Genomic DNA, 15,448 nt, shown 5'->3' with positions numbered 1-15,448 from the left:
AATATTTGACGATCGCGATTTTCGTTCTCGCGCTCGCGGCGCTCTTCGCGCCCGCGCTGCCGGCCGCCGGCTGGCACATCCCGCATTTCGTCGATACGCGCGACTGGCTCGGCGTCCCCAACGCCGGTGACGTGCTGAGCAATCTTGCCTTTCTCGCGATGGGTGTCTGGGGCTCGGAGCGGCTGCGCGCCCGCAAGGACGCGCCCGTGGGTGCGAGCTGGTTTTTCATCGGGCTGATCCTCACTTGCCTGGGCTCTGGTTTTTATCATCTGGATCCCGACATGCCGCAGCGGCTCGTGGCCGATCGTCTCGGCATGGCGGTGGCCTTCGCGGGTTTTCTGGGCATCGCTGCCAGCGAGCGCATCAGCGTGCGCGCGGGCGAAGCGGTGCTGGTTCTGATGATGGTTGCGGGACTGCTCGCGGCCTGGGTGGCACGAGAGAATCTCACGCCGTGGGTTGTCGTACAGTTCGGCGGCATGGCGATTGCCGTGGGGCTGGCCTTGACACGTTCCCGGCCCGGTGCGCTTGGCGTGCCGCTGGGCGGCGTGATCGTCTTCTACGTGCTCGCCAAGCTCTTCGAACTCGGCGACGCGACGATCTTCGAAGCGACCGGACACATCGTCTCGGGCCACACGCTCAAGCATCTCTCGGCCGCGCTGGCGGCCTGGCCGGTGATCCGGGCGTTACGGCCTACTGGCTCCGTCCCGTCCCCTCATTGAGCAAGCACGCGACCTGATGCCCGTCGCCGGCGTCCACCAGCGCCGGCCGCTCGGTCTTGCATCGCTCCATCGCGAACCGGCAGCGCGTGTGAAACGCGCAGCCCGAGGGTGGGTTGACCGGGCTCGGCACATCGCCGTCCACCAGCGGGGCCAGCTTCTTCGCGAGGGGATTGGCGACCGGCACGGAGGCGAGTAGGGCTTGCGTATAGGGGTGCCGCGGGTTGCGGAACAGCTCGTCCTTGTCGGCGATCTCGACGATACGGCCGAGATACATCACGGCGACGCGGTGGCTGATATGAGCGACCACGGCGAGGTCGTGCGCGATGAAGAGATAGGAGAAGCCGTGCTGGCGTTGCAGGTCGATCAGCAGGTTGATCACCTGCGCCTGGATCGAGACGTCGAGCGCGGAGACCGGCTCATCGCAAACGATCAGGCGCGGCTCCAGCGCCAGCGCCCGCGCAATGCAGATGCGCTGGCGTTGGCCGCCGGAGAATTGATGCGGGAAGTTGCGCATCTGGTCCGGCCTCAAGCCCACCTGCTCGAACAGCCTTGCGACGCGCGCCTCCAGCGCCTTGCCGGTCGCAAGGCCATGCACGGCGAGCGGCTCGCCGACGATGTCGCCCGCGGTCATGCGCGGATTGAGCGAGGCGAAGGGGTCCTGGAACACGATCTGCATCGAACGGCGGTGCGGACGAAGATCGGACTTGGAGAGATGGGTGATGTCTTCTCCCTCGAGGCGGATCTGCCCCGAGGTCGGCTCCACCAGCCGCAGCACGCTGCGCGCCACCGTCGATTTGCCGCAGCCGGATTCACCGACGAGGCCGAGCGTCTCGCCGGTGCCGAGTGAAAACGACACGCCATCGACCGCATGCACGGTGCCCACCCGCCGGCGCAGCACGCCCGCTCGCACAGGATAATGCTTCTTGAGATCGGTGACTTCGAGCAGCGCTTCGGTCATGCCACCTCCGCAACTTCCGCCGCACGCCAGCACGCCGCGAGATGGCCGCCGCCCCAATCCGTCAGCGGCGGATATTCGGCCTCGCAGCGCTTGATCGCGAGCTTGCAGCGCGGCGCAAAGGCGCACCCTTGTGGCAGCCGCACCAGCGAGGGCACAGTGCCGGGAATCTCGTTCAGCCGCGCCTGCGCAGCGGCGCCGGAGGCCGGCACCGCCGGGATCGAGGCCATCAGCCCGCGCGTATAGGGATGCTTTGGCGACGCGAACAGCGCCTCGACGCTGGCTTCCTCGACCTTCCGGCCCGCATACATCACGATCACGCGCTGCGCGGTCTGCGCGACGACGCCGAGATCATGCGTGATCAGCACGAGGCCGGTGCCGAGCTCCTTCTGAAGATCGAGGATCAACGCCAGGATCTGCGCCTGGATGGTGACGTCGAGTGCGGTGGTCGGCTCGTCCGCGATCAGCAGCGCCGGCCGGCAGGCCAGCGCCATCGCGATCATCGCGCGCTGGCGCATGCCGCCGGAGAGCTGGTGCGGATATTCCCGTGCGCGCCGCGCCGGTTCGGGGATGCGCACCAGCCGCAGCATCTCGACCGCGATATTCCCGGCCTCCTTGGCCGACAGGTTCCGGTGCAGCCGCACCGCCTCGACGATCTGATCGCCGATCCGCATGACCGGATTGAGCGATGTCATCGGCTCCTGGAAGATCATGGAGATGCGATTGCCGCGGATCGCGCGCATCTCCGCTTCCTCCAGCGCCAATACATCGGTGCCTTCGAGCGACACGGAGCCGCCGACGATGCGGCCAGGCGGATCGGGCACCAGCCGCATCAGCGAGAGCGCCGTGACGCTCTTGCCGCAACCGGATTCGCCGACGATCGCCAGCGTCTCGCCGCGCTTCACGCTGAAGGAGAGATCGTCCACGGCCTTGAACAGGCCGGAATTGGTGAAGAACACCGTCTTCAGGTTCTTCACGTCGAGCACGAGATCGGATTTGTCAGCCATCAGCCGCGCTGCCGTGGGTCGAGGACGTCGCGCAAGGCGTCGCCGAACAGGTTGGCGCCGAATACGGCGAGGCTGATGGCGATGCCCGGGAATATCACCAGCCAAGGCGCCGTGCGGACATATTCGGCGGCGGATTCCGAGAGCATGCGGCCCCATGACGGATAAGGCTCGGGGATGCCGAGGCCGAGGAAGGAGAGGGAGGCTTCGGTGAGGATGGTCGAGCCGAGCTGCGCGGTGGCGAGCACGATCAGGGGCGCCAGCGTGTTCGGCAGCACGTGTCGCAGCGCGATCCGCATCTCGCTCATGCCGATCGATTTCGCGGCTTCCACGAACGGCTGCTCGCGCAGCGCCAGCGTGTTGGCGCGGATCACGCGCGCGACCGTCGGGATCAGTGGAATGGCGATGGCGAGGATGACGTTCGGCAAGGACGGACCGAGCGCCGCCGTCATCACCAGCGCGAGCACTAGCAGCGGCAGCGCCTGGAGGACGTCCGAGACGCGCTGGAAGATGAGGTCGACCCATCCGGAGAGATAGCCGGAGGTGAGCCCCACGATCACCCCGATGGTGCCGCCGAGCGCGGTCGAGCCGAGCCCGACCGCAAGCGAGATCCGTGCGCCGTGGATGACGCGGCTGAAGACGTCGCGGCCGAAGGAGTCGGTGCCCATCCAGTGCGCCAGGCTGGGCCGCATCAGTGCGCGGGTGGAATCGACCGTCAGCGGATCGTAGCGCGCGATGAAGTCGGCGAAGATCGCGGTGAGCACGAACGCCGTCATGATGACGAGCCCGGCCGCGCCCAGCACGTGCCGCTGCGCCATGAACAGCACGCGCCGCCAGCCGCCGGTCGCATGCGCCCCGGCGCGTCTCAGTTCAACGTCGAAGTCGATCGCGGCCAAGCTGATCTCCTAATCCGTGTACCTGATCCGCGGATCGAACACCGCGTAGAGCATGTCGACGGTGAAATTCGCGAACACCACCACGACCGCAATGAACATCACGAGGTTCTGCACGATCGGATAATCGCGCCAGCGGATCGCCTCGACCAGGTAGCGGGCGACGCCGGGAATGTTGAATACCGTCTCGGTCACGATCAGGCCGCCGATCAGGAACGCGGCCTCGATGCCGATCACGGTGATGACGGGCAGGATCGCATTCTTCAGCGCGTGGTGATAGTTCACGGCGGCATCGGACGCGCCCTTGGCGCGGGCGGTGCGGATGTAATCCTGTCGCAGCACCTCCAGCATCGAGGAGCGTGTGATGCGCATGGTCAGCGCCGCGCTGCGGAAACCGACGGCGGCGGCCGGGACGGCATAGGTTGCGAACGCCTCGAGCCAGGTCTGCGGATTGGGATTAAAGATCGGCATCTGGCCGAACATCGCCACCGATGCGGTCAGAATCAGAAGGCCGAGCCAGAACGAAGGCAGCGACAATCCGCTGAGGCTGACGACGCGCAGGGCGTAGTCGAGTTTCGTGCCCTGCTTCACCGCGCTGATGACGCCGAGCGGGATGCCGATGGAGGCCGAGAACAACAATGCGAGGCCGGCAAGGCGCGCCGTGATCGGGATCCGCGGCAGGATCTCCTGGAGTGCCGGCTTTTCGGAGACGTAGGAATAGCCAAAATCGCCGCGCAGGAACCCGCTGATCCAGTGCCAATATTGCACGATCAGCGGCCCGTCGATGCCGAGCTCCTTCTCCAGATTGGCCTTATCGGCGGGATCGACATAACCGGCGGCGGCGAACAGGATGTCGACGATGTTGCCGGGGACGATGCGCAGCAGGAAGAAGATGACGATCGAGATCCCGAACAGGGTCACGAGCATCAGGAACAGGCGCCGCACCAGATAGGCAAACATGCACCGCCTCCCGTCGAACCTGTCAGCTGCCCGCGGCCCGCGCTACTTGTCCAGCCACACATCCTCGTAGCGATAGCCGTTATAGGAGCTGTTGGTCATGATCGTGATGCCCTTGACGTAGGACTGCCAGCAGCTGCCCATGCGGCTGTGGAAGATGATGGGCCGCGCGACGTCCTCCTGCAACTTCTTGTCGATGTCCCAGACCAGCTTTTTGCGCTTCTCGACGTTGGTCTCCTGCGACTGCACGTCGAACAGCTTTTCGATCTCCTTGTTGCAATAATTGGTGTAATTGCGTTCCGAGCCGCAGGAATAGTTCTCGTAGAAGGACTGGTCGGGATCGTCCACGGCATTGCCGGTGAGATTGAGCCCGATCATGTAATCCTTGCGCGCGACCTTCGGGAACCAGTTCGCGGTTTCGACGACGTCGAGCTCGCCGTCGATATAGATGTTCTTGAGCTGGTCGATCAGGATCACCGCGGGATCGCGATAGATCGGGATGTTGCGGGTGGAGACCTTCACGGCGAGATGCTTATCCGGCCCGTAGCCGGCCTTCTGCATCAGCTTCTTCGCCTCCTCGCGGTTGGCCTTCACGTCGGGGCCATAGCCCGGAATGGTCTCCAGCATCTCCTTGGGCATGCCCCACAGGCCGTTCGGCGGCGGCAGCATGGTGCCGCCGATGTCGCCCTGGCCTTCGAACATGATCGAGATGAAAGCCTTGCGGTCGAGCGCCATCGCCATGGCGCGGCGGATGTCGACGTTGTCGAACGGCGGCGAGGTCGAGTTGACGATGATGTTGGTCGCCACATTGGTCGGCGCGATCTCGCAGATCGCGTTCGGCGCCTGCGACTTGACGTCCTTCACCAGCGGGATCGTGACCTCCGTCGGGAAGGCCATGTCGAACTTGCCGGCGACGAAGGCGAGCATCGCCGTCGAGCGGTTCGGGATGATGGTGAACTCGATGCCGTCGAGATAGGGTCGCCCCTTGCGCCAATAGTCGGGATTGCGGGTCAGCTTGATGGATTCATTGGCCTTGAACTCGACGAATTTGAATGGGCCGGTGCCGATCGGGTGGGTGCGCATCTCGGCCGGCGAAACGTGGCAGGGATAGACCGGCGTGTAGCCCGAGGCGAGCAGCGCCAGCAGCGAGGGCTGCGGCCGCTTCAGGTTGAAGGAGACCTCGGCGTCGCCGTTGGTCGTGATGTCGTTGACTTGGTCGTACCAGGTCTTGCGCGGGTTCTGCCGGAACTTCTGCTGCGCCTTGCCCATCAGCATGTCGAAGGTGCATTTGACGTCCGCCGATGTGAACGGCTTGCCGTCGTGCCATTTCACGCCCTGGCGCAGCTTGAAGGTCAGCGTCTTGTTGTCGTTCACCCAGGCCCAGCTCTCGGCGAGCTCGGGCACGATGCTGTCCATGCTGTTCTGCGCCACGTCCTGCTTGTAGATGACGAGGTTGTTGAACACGGGCATGAAGGGAACGTTGAGCGAGTAGGTCGCGCCTTCATGGATCGAGGCATTGCCGGGACTGTCGCGGTGATACATCCGCAGGACACCGCCCTGCTTGGGCTCGCCAGCCAGCGTTGCGGTTGAGGCCGTCAGCACAGATAGCGCCGCCATTGCGGCGAGCGCCCAAACGCTCCGCATTCTCATCCTCCCTGGACAACGGCCTTTGCGGCCTGTTTGTCAGACGATAGCGACGCACGCGCGGCGAGGCAACCGGCAAGGCCGCAGGCCGCCTCGACAATTCGGATGACGGAAGGACGCGGGGTTTCACACTTTCATCATGTGAGAGTGCAGGTGCGAAGGCGCAGGCGGAACTGAAGTGCATCGCTGCCCTTCCAGTACTCCGCTGTTCGTCCCGGACAAGCGCGCCGATCCGGGTCCATAACCACAGGGCGCAGTTTGGCGAAGATTCGGAGTTGCCAGCTTGCGCCGCAATTCCTCCCTGTGGTTATGGATCCCGGGCTCGCGACGTCGTCGCGCCCCGGGATGACGCCGAGCTTGTGGTTGCCCCTCACACGATCCGCGACGCCTTGTTCCCCCAATAGCGGTCCCTGAGCAGCCGCTTGTACAGCTTGCCGGTCGGCAGTCGCGGCAATTCCTTCTCGAAATCGACCGAGCGCGGCACCTTCTGCCGCGACAGCGATTTGGCGCAGAACGCGATCAGCTCTTCCGCGAGCGCGGGACCCGGCATGACGCCGGGCATTGGCTGCACCACGGCCTTCACCTCTTCGCCGAGGTCGGGATTGGGCACGCCGAACACGGCGGCATCGGCGACCTTCGGATGGGTGATCAGCAAATTCTCGCATTCCTGCGGATAGATGTTCACCCCGCCGGAGATGATCATGAAGGTCGCGCGGTCGGTGAGGTAGAGGAAACGGTCGTTGTCGACATAGCCAACGTCCCCGACGGTGCTCATGCTGCCGTCGGCCGAGCGCGCTTCCTTGGTCTTCTCCGGATCGTTGAAATATTCGAACGGCGACCCCGTCTTGAACCAGACCTGGCCCGGCGTGCCGGCCGGGCACGCCTGCATGTTCTCGTCGAGAATGTGGAGGTCGCCGAGCAGCACCTTGCCGACGGTGCCGCGATGGGCCAGCCATTCCGCGCTGTTGCAGGCAGTGAAGCCCAGACCTTCGGTCGCGCCGTAATATTCGTGGATGATCGGTCCCCACCATTTGATCATGTCGTCCTTGACCAGGGCCGGGCAGGGCGCGGCGGCGTGGATCGCGATCTCCAGCGAGGACAGGGCGTAGCGCTTTCGCACCTCCTCCGGCAATTTCAGCATGCGCGAGAACATCGTCGGCACCAGCTGGGTGTGGGTGATGCCCCATTGCTGGACGAGCTGAAGGTAGCGCTCGGGATCGAAACTCTCCATGATGATCACGGTGCCGCCCATGCGGATCGTGAGGTTCACGGCAGCTTGCGGCGCGGAGTGATAGAGCGGCGCCGGCGACAGATAGACCATGCCCTCGCGGTAGTGCCAAAGCTTCGTCAGGAAATCGAACAGCGGCAGATTGTGCTTCGGCGGCTCCTCCGGCAGCGGCCGCAGGATGCCCTTGGGACGTCCGGTCGTGCCCGATGAATAAAGCATGGCGGTGCCGAGCCACTCGTCGGAGATCGGCGTCGTCGGCAGGTCCGCGGTCACCTCCGCAAGGCCGACGATGCGGTCGCTCTCGCCGGGACCGTCGGCAACGATGCAGAGCTTGACCTCGGGGCAGGCCTGGATCGCCTCGCGCGCAATGTCGAGCTTGGCCACCGACGTGATCAGGATCTTGGACTGGCTGTTGACGAGGAGATAGGCAAGCTCGCCCGGCGTCAGGAAGGAGTTGATGCAGGTGTAGTAGAGACCCGACCGTTCGCCCGCGCCACAGGCTTCGAGATAGCGCGCATTGTTCTCCATGAAGATCGAATAATGATCGAGCCGCTTCAGGTCGTGCTTGCGGAACAGATGCGCGAGGCGGTTACTGCGCGCCTCCAGTTCGCGATAGGTGACGGTCTCGCCTGTCGCTGCCATGATGAAGGCGGGCTGGAGCGGGCGTAGGCGGGCATGCTGACCTGGGTACATCAGTCCTCCGGCTGTGGATCATGCGGCAAGAAGCAGGATTTCGCGCACGTCGGCGGGGCCGTCGATCCTGCGCGGGTTGCGCGGGATCCAGTTCGTGCGCATCGCCTGTTCGGCAATGGCATCGAAATGCTCCGGCGACACGCGCACATCGGCGAGGCTGCGCGGCATGCCGAGCGAGCGGATGAAGGCGTCGAGCACATCGGCGGCATTCTGGCCGGGATAGCCCATCGCGGCCGCGACGATCATCTGGCGCTCGGCATTGTCGCGCGCGTTCCAGCGCATCACCGCCGGCAGCATGATGCAGGAGGTGTAGCCGTGCGGCACGTCGAAAGCTGCGCCCAGCACGTAGCCGATGCCGTGGCTCGCGCCCATGGGGACGCCGGCCGAAAGCGCCCCCATCGACAGCCATGTGCCGATCTGCGCGTCCATTCGGGCGTCGAGATCGGCGGGGTCCGCCTTCACCCGCGGCAGCGCATCGGCGAGCATGGCGAGGCCCTTCACCGATTGCGCATCGGCATAGGGGTGCGTCTCGCGCGAGCAGATCGCTTCAACGCAATGGTCGACAGCGCGGATGCCGGTCGACAGAAACAGCCATTCCGGCGTGTGCACGGTGATGGCGGGATCGAGGATGGTGGCGCGCGGCACCGTAAGCGGATGCCGCAGCATCTGCTTCACATGCGCAGCTCGGTCGGTGACGCCCGCGATCGCGCTGAACTCGCCGCCGGCGATGGTGGTCGGCACGCTGATCTGGCGCACGACGGGCGCCTTCATCTCCGGCGCGACGCCCTTGTGCACGCGAATGCGATCGATGCCCTCGATATCGTCGATGCCGTTGGCAAGACAGAGCTGCACCGCCTTGGCGCCGTCGGTGATGGAGCCGCCACCGACGGTGACGATCAGATCGGCGTCCACCTCGCGCGCGGCAAGTGTGGCGGCGATCACCGCCTCGCGCGGCGTATGTGCCGGCATGGCGTCGAACAGTCCGGCGCAGCGCTCGCCGAGCGCCTGCCTGATCCCATTGATCTCGCCGGTTTGCCGGTTGAGCGTGCCCGAAACCATCAGGAAGGCGCGGCGCGTTCCCAGCCGGTCCATCTGCGCCTCGATGGCCTCGGCCGCGGGATGGCCGAACACGACCTCCTCGATCGCGCCGTAAACGACACGTCCCTGGTGCACGCCTGTCCTCCCCGGACAATTCGCTTGTTTTTGTGAGTGTAACCTAGCCGCGTGGACGCCGCGCGTCATGTGCGAAGACGCTCCTCCTCCCCTCCAGGCGAGGTGGCGGACGCCGCTCTTCGTCAACCGGCGCACACTCGTGTGCGACCGTCTGTCTCTGTCAACCCGTCATCTGGTCAGGGTCTCTACCCCAGCATTGCGTCCGCCGTCGTCTTGAAGCCTTCATTATCGCAACACATCTTGTGTCGCCCGCGGGCAGGCGAGTAACCTGCTGTTTCTGCGGCTCTTATGCGAGGACCTGGGATGAGCGGACAGGACGGAAGCGAGCATTTTGTCAAAAGGCACGATTTCGTTCAGCACAGCGCACTCGCCGGCCTTCTCGCCGCAGCGTTCGCCCTGACCGGCTGCGACAAGCCGGCGTCACAGGCCGCTGCCCCACCGCCGGCGCCGGTCACTGTCGCCCAGCCCGTCAAGCGCACCGTCACCGATTGGGACGAGTTCACCGGCCGCTTCGAGGCGGTCGAGGAGGTGCAGGTGCGCCCGCGCGTCGGCGGCTTCGTCAACTCGGTCGAATTCCAGGACGGCGCCATCGTGCGTAAGGGCGATCTGCTCTATGTCATCGATCCGCGTCCGTTCGAGGCGGTGGCGGCGCAGGCGGACGGCCAGTTGTCCGATGCGCGCGCCAAGGTGGAGCTGGCCAAGCGCGAGCTCGACCGTGGCCTGAATCTGGTCCAGACCAGCGCGGTTTCCGAGCAGGTCGTCGACCAGCGCCGCCAGGCCTTGCAGGCTGCGCACGCCGCCGAGGTGCAGGCGGAAGGCGCGCTCAAGGCCGCCAGGCTGAATATCGAATTCACGCATGTGACGGCGCCGTTGACGGGTCGCGTCAGCCGGCATCTCGTCAGCCCCGGCAACCTCGTGCAGGGCAGCGACACCGGAACCTCGACGCTGCTGACCTCGATCGTGACGCTCGACCCGATCTACGTCTATTTCGACATGGATGAGGCGACCTTCATCAAATACAGCAAGCTCTGGTTCGAAGGCCGGCGCCCGAGTTCGCGTGATACGGCAAACCCGGTGCAGATCTCGCTTGCCGGCGAGACCAAGCCGTCCCATGACGGCTCCATCAACTTCCTCGACAACCGTCTGGACGTCTCGACCGGCACGCTGCGCAGCCGCGCGGTGGTCAAGAACGCCGATCTGTCGATCCTGCCCGGCCAGTTCGGCCGCGTCCGGCTAATCGGCAGTGCGCCCTATGAGGCGCTGCTGATCCCCGACGTTGCGATCGCGACCGACCAGTCCCGCAAGATCGTGTTCGTGGTCAAGCCTGACGACACCGTCGAGGCGCGCCCCGTGGTGCTCGGGCCGCTCGACGACGGCCTGCGCGTGATCCGTGAGGGGCTGAAGGCGGACGACCGCGTCATCGTCAACGGCATCCAGCGCGCCCGCGTCGGCGCCAAGGTCGCCCCCCAGACCGCGCAAGCCCCGGCCGGTGGCAAGTCATGAATCTTGGCCGTCTCTCCATCAACCAGCCTATCCTCGCGATGGTGCTGTCGATCGTGCTGCTGATCGTGGGCGCGCTCGCCTACACCACGCTGCCGGTCTCCGAATACCCGCAAGTGGTGCCGCCGACCGTCGTCGTCACCACGCAATATCCCGGCGCCTCCGCCCAGACCGTGTCCGACACGGTCGCAGCGCCGATCGAGCAGGAGATCAACGGCGTCGAGGACATGCTGTATCTCTACAGCCAGGCCACCTCGAACGGCCAGCTGACGATCACCGTCACCTTCAAGCTCGGTACCGATCTCGACAAGGCCCAGGTGCTGGTGCAGAACCGCGTCGCCATCGCGCAGCCGCGTCTGCCTGAAGAGGTCCAGCGCAACGGCGTCACCACGCGCAAGAACTCGCCCGACATCCTCATGGTCGTGTTCATGCTGTCGCCGGACGACACCTTCGACCAGCTCTACATCTCCAACTATGCGCTGCTCCAGGTCCGCGACCAGCTGCTGCGCCTCGACGGCGTCGGCGACATCCAGATTTTTGGCGCGCGCGACTATTCGATGCGGCTGTGGCTCGATCCCGACCGTATCGCCAATCTCGGCCTGACCTCCACCGAGGTGATCGCCGCGATCCGCGCGCAGAACATCCAGATCGCGGGCGGCCAGGTCGCCGAACCGCCGATCACCGACCGTGCCTTCCAGCCGAACCTCGTCTTCACCGGACGGCTGAAGGATCAGCGACAGTTCGAGGATATTCTGATCAAGGCCGGCTCGGACGGCCGAACCGTGCGCCTGCGTGACGTCGCCCGCATCGAGCTCGGCGCGCTCTCCTACTCCACCAACAGCTTCCTGTTGCGCAAATCGGCCGTCGGCATGCTGGTGACCCAGCGGCCGGGGTCGAACGCGCTGGCGACCGCGAAAAGCATCTCCGATACGATGGCCAAGCTGAAGGAGAGTTTTCCGAAAGGCCTCGACTACAATATCGGCTACAATCCGACGGAGTTCATCGCGCAATCCGTCCATGAGCTGATCAAGACCATCTACGAGGCCATGCTGCTCGTGGTGATCGTGGTGCTGGTGTTCCTGCAGGGTTGGCGCCCAGCGATCATCCCGATCATCGCCATTCCGGTTTCGCTGGTCGGCACCTTTGCGGTGATGGCGGCGCTCGGCTTCTCCATCAACAATCTCACTTTGTTCGGCCTCGTGCTCGCCGTCGGCATCGTGGTCGACGACGCCATCGTGGTGGTCGAGAATGTCGAGCGGCACCTCGAGCATGGCCTCAGCCGGCGCGATGCCGCGCTGAAAACCATGGAGGAAGTCGGCGGCGCGCTGGTCTCGATCGCGCTGGTGTTATGCGCCGTGTTTGTTCCGACGGCGTTCCTCGGCGGCATTTCCGGGCAGTTCTTCCAGCAATTCGCCGTTACCATCGCGGTTGCGACCGCGATCTCCTGCTTCTGCTCGCTGACGCTGTCGCCGGCGCTGGCCTCGCTGATCCTCACGCCGCACGAGGAGAAGCGACCGCCGGCCGCCTGGAACGTCATCGCGCGGGCGTGGGGTGCCTTCACCGGCGTCTTCAACCGCGTGTTCGACCGGCTCGCGCATGGCTATGCGGGCCTTGCCAATTTCGTGATCCGTCATTCCGTCGTGATGCTGCTGCTCTATGTCGTGCTGATCGGCAGTGCCGGCTGGCTGATCGGGACCACGTCGCAGGGGTTCATCCCCGCGCAGGATCGCGGCTACATCATCGTCTCCGTGCAATTGCCGGGTGCGGCATCGCTGGAGCGCACGACCCAGATTGTGCGCGAAATTGAACGAATCGCGCTGGATACGCCCGGCATCATCCGTGTTGCCGTCTTCGCCGGCTTCTCGGGGGCGACGCGCACGCAGCAGGGCAACGCAGCGGCGCTGTTTCCGGTGTTCGACGAGCCCGAAGCGCGGCTGAAGAAGGGGCTGACGGCGAACGCCATCACGGCGGAGTTGCGCAAGCGGCTCGCCGCGCTCCAGGGCGCGTTCATCATCGTCATCCCGCCGCCGGCCGTGCCCGGCATCGGCACCGGCGGTGGCTTCACCATCCGTATCCAGGACCGCCAGGGCCGCGGGCCCGAGCTGCTCGCCGCGGCCACCGACGAGCTTGTCGCCGCGGCGCGCAAATCGCCCTTGCTGCTCGGCCCCACGGTGTTCTCGCCGTTCACGGCCAACACGCCGCAGCTCTTCGTCGATATTGACCGCACCAAGGCGCAGAAGCTCGGCGTTCCCATCGCCAGCATCAACGACACGATCCAGACCTATTTCGGATCGACCTATGTCAACGATTTCAATCTGTTCGGCCGTACCTATCACGTCACGGCCCAGGCTGACTTCCCGTTCCGCAAGGAGCCCGCGGACCTCGCGCGCCTCCGCACGCGCAACGCCTCCGGCGACATGGTGATGCTGGGCAGCGTGGTCGACTTCAAGGACGTCTCGGGTCCGGATCGTGTCGCGCGCTACAATCTCTATGCGTCGTCCGAGCTGCAGGGCGAGCCGGCGCCGGGTGTCAGCTCGACAACCGCGCTCAACACCATCAAGAAGCTCGCCGACGACACCCTGCCTAGCGGCTTCACCTTCGAATGGACCGACCTGTCCTATCAGCAGGTTACCGGCGGCAATGCCGGCCTCTACGTGTTTCCGATCTGTGTGCTGTTCGTCTACCTCGTGCTCGCCGCGCAATATGGCAGCTGGACCCTGCCGTTCGCGGTGATCCTGATCGTGCCGATGTGCCTCTTGGCCGCCACCCTCGGCGTGCGCATCATGGGTCAGGACGTCAACATCCTCACCCAGATCGGCTTTGTCGTGCTCGTAGGACTAGCGGCAAAGAACGCGATTCTGATTGTCGAGTTCGCGCGCGACATCGAGAACGAAGGCAAGCCGCGGCTGGAGGCCGTGATCGAGGCCTGCCGGCTGCGCCTGCGGCCGATCCTGATGACGTCCTTTGCCTTCATCCTCGGCGTGCTGCCGCTGGTGATCTCGAGCGGCTCCGGCTCGGAGATGCGGCAGGCCGTGGGCGTTGCCGTGTTCTTCGGCATGATCGGCGTCACCCTGTTCGGGCTGCTGTTCACGCCGATCTTCTATGTGGTGGTGCGGAACCTGGCAGAGGGGCGGCGCGACAAGAAGCCGGAGGTGGTGGCGTAGTTGGTGGCCCCGACGCGTCCAAAGTTACGGTGTCGTCCCGGCGAAGGCCGGGACCCATAAACCCCAGGGGAGAGCTGTGGGGCGAGCCGGTAACTCCGAGTCTTCGTAAAACCACTGCTGCGGAGTATGGGTCCCGGCCTTCGCCGGGACGACGTCCTTTGATAGCCGCGCCCATACTAACGGCCTAGCTGAAATGGATGGGCAGGAGCGGGGTTGTTCACTAGTATCCGCGCGATTTCAAAACAGAAAACTGCTGGGAGCTCACAGATGAAATCAGCACTTTTGGCCGCAGCGGCCTCAGCCGTATTGATTGCGGGGCCGGCCGCCGCGCAGGGCGTCAAGATCGGTATCCTCAACGACCAGTCCGGCGTCTATGCCGATTACGGCGGCAAATGGTCGGTCGAGGCGGCCAGGATGGCGATCGAGGATTTTGGCGGAGAGGTGCTCGGCCAGAAGATCGAGCTCGTCACCGCCGACCACCAGAACAAGCCGGACCTCGCCGCCTCGATCGCGCGGCGCTGGTATGATGTCGAGAACGTCGACATGATCACAGAGCTAACGACCTCATCGGTCGCGCTCGCGATCCATGAGCTGTCCAAGGAAAAGAAGAAGATCGACATCGTTGTCGGCGCCGCGACCTCGCGCCTAACCGGCGATGCCTGCCAGCCCTATGGCTTCCACTGGGCCTACGACACCCGCGCGCTCGGCGTCGGCACCGGCGGTGCGCTGACCAAGGCCGGCGGCGACACCTGGTTCTTCCTCACCGCCGACTACGCCTTCGGCTACGCGCTGGAAAAGGACACCAGCGAGATCGTCACCGCCAATGGCGGCAAGGTGGTCGGCTCGGTACGCGTGCCGCTCAACTCCTCCGACTTCTCCTCCTTCCTGCTCCAGGCGCAAAGCTCGAAAGCGAAGATCGTGGGCCTCGCCAATGCCGGCCTCGACACCACCAACTCGATCAAGCAGGCGTCCGAGTTCGGCGTCGTCTCCGGCGGCCAGAAGCTCGCGGGCCTGCTGATGACGCTCGCAGAGGTCAACGGTCTGGGCTTGCAGGCCGCGCAAGGCCTGGTGCTGACCGAGGGTTATTACTGGGACGTCAACGACAAGTCGCGCAATCTCGGCGAACGCTTCCTCAAGCGCACCGGGCGGATGCCGAACATGATCCAGGCCGGCACCTATTCGGCGACGCTGAGCTATCTCAAGGCGGTCAAGGCCGCCGGTACCAAGGATCCGGATGCCGTCGCCAAGAAGCTGAAGGAGCTCCCGGTCGACGACGACTTCGCGCAAGGTGGCAAGGTGCTCGAGAACGGCCGCATGGTCCACGACATGTATCTGTTCGAGGTCAAGAAGCCCTCGGAATCCAAGAAGCCCTGGGATTACTACAAGCTGCTCGCCACCGTTCCCGGTGACAAGGCGTTCTTCACCGCCAAGGAAAGCGGCTGTCCGCTGACGAAGTGACGCGCAGCGTCATTCCGGGGCGATGCCAAGCATCGAACTATGGTGCGCAATTGCGCACCT

Annotated in this window: 11 protein-coding genes; 4 read left to right on the top strand and 7 right to left on the bottom strand. The window is 64.9% G+C overall.

Features of this window, described 5'->3' with window-relative positions; genetic code table 11:
- Window positions 1-5 precede the first annotated feature (5 nt).
- The gene (locus tag HAP40_RS36185; protein WP_246741217.1) at window positions 6-719 is read left to right on the top strand and encodes a hypothetical protein; all 714 of its coding nucleotides are present in this window, start codon (window positions 6-8) and stop codon (window positions 717-719) included.
- On the opposite strand, the gene HAP40_RS36180 is transcribed toward HAP40_RS36185, so the two are convergent.
- From HAP40_RS36180 to HAP40_RS36150, 7 genes are all read right to left on the bottom strand, one after another.
- Window positions 691-1,677 (bottom strand): ABC transporter ATP-binding protein, encoded by a 987-nt coding sequence (locus HAP40_RS36180; RefSeq protein ID WP_166812290.1) that lies wholly within the window; start codon window positions 1,675-1,677, stop codon window positions 691-693. The genes HAP40_RS36185 and HAP40_RS36180 overlap by 29 nt on opposite strands.
- Complete coding sequence (locus HAP40_RS36175; protein WP_166812292.1) at window positions 1,674-2,681, bottom strand: ABC transporter ATP-binding protein; 1,008 nt, start codon at window positions 2,679-2,681, stop codon at window positions 1,674-1,676. Before HAP40_RS36175 ends, HAP40_RS36180 begins: the two co-directional genes overlap by 4 nt.
- On the bottom strand, window positions 2,681-3,574 hold the full coding sequence (locus HAP40_RS36170) for an ABC transporter permease (RefSeq protein WP_166812294.1): 894 nt from the start codon (window positions 3,572-3,574) through the stop codon (window positions 2,681-2,683). Before HAP40_RS36170 ends, HAP40_RS36175 begins: the two co-directional genes overlap by 1 nt.
- Before the next feature lie 9 nt (window positions 3,575-3,583).
- Window positions 3,584-4,531: an ABC transporter permease gene (locus tag HAP40_RS36165; RefSeq protein ID WP_166812296.1), complete on the bottom strand. Its 948-nt coding sequence runs from the start codon at window positions 4,529-4,531 to the stop codon at window positions 3,584-3,586.
- Between the two features lie 42 nt (window positions 4,532-4,573).
- Window positions 4,574-6,172, bottom strand: coding sequence for an ABC transporter substrate-binding protein (locus HAP40_RS36160; protein ID WP_166812298.1), 1,599 nt, complete (start codon window positions 6,170-6,172; stop codon window positions 4,574-4,576).
- A 370-nt stretch (window positions 6,173-6,542) separates the two neighbouring features.
- Complete coding sequence (locus HAP40_RS36155; RefSeq protein WP_166812300.1) at window positions 6,543-8,093, bottom strand: AMP-binding protein; 1,551 nt, start codon at window positions 8,091-8,093, stop codon at window positions 6,543-6,545.
- An 18-nt stretch (window positions 8,094-8,111) separates the two neighbouring features.
- Window positions 8,112-9,266, bottom strand: coding sequence for an iron-containing alcohol dehydrogenase (locus tag HAP40_RS36150; RefSeq protein WP_166812302.1), 1,155 nt, complete (start codon window positions 9,264-9,266; stop codon window positions 8,112-8,114).
- Window positions 9,267-9,569: 303 nt separating this feature from the next.
- Here HAP40_RS36150 and HAP40_RS36145 point away from each other — a divergent pair, with 303 nt between their 5' ends.
- The 3 genes from HAP40_RS36145 (at window position 9,570) to HAP40_RS36135 (ending at window position 15,388) form a co-directional block, all read left to right on the top strand.
- The gene (locus tag HAP40_RS36145) at window positions 9,570-10,769 is read left to right on the top strand and encodes an efflux RND transporter periplasmic adaptor subunit (RefSeq protein WP_166812304.1); all 1,200 of its coding nucleotides are present in this window, start codon (window positions 9,570-9,572) and stop codon (window positions 10,767-10,769) included.
- A complete protein-coding gene (locus tag HAP40_RS36140; RefSeq protein ID WP_166812306.1) occupies window positions 10,766-13,930 on the top strand; it encodes an efflux RND transporter permease subunit in 3,165 nt (1,054 codons plus the stop codon). The genes HAP40_RS36145 and HAP40_RS36140 overlap by 4 nt, the downstream gene beginning before the upstream one ends.
- A gap of 267 nt (window positions 13,931-14,197) precedes the next feature.
- Complete coding sequence (locus tag HAP40_RS36135) at window positions 14,198-15,388, top strand: ABC transporter substrate-binding protein (RefSeq protein WP_166812308.1); 1,191 nt, start codon at window positions 14,198-14,200, stop codon at window positions 15,386-15,388.
- Window positions 15,389-15,448 lie beyond the last annotated feature (60 nt).

This window comes from Bradyrhizobium sp. 1(2017), from assembly GCF_011602485.2.
Classification (GTDB): Bacteria; Pseudomonadota; Alphaproteobacteria; order Rhizobiales; family Xanthobacteraceae; genus Bradyrhizobium.
This window is presented reverse-complemented; position numbering and strand designations above follow the sequence as displayed.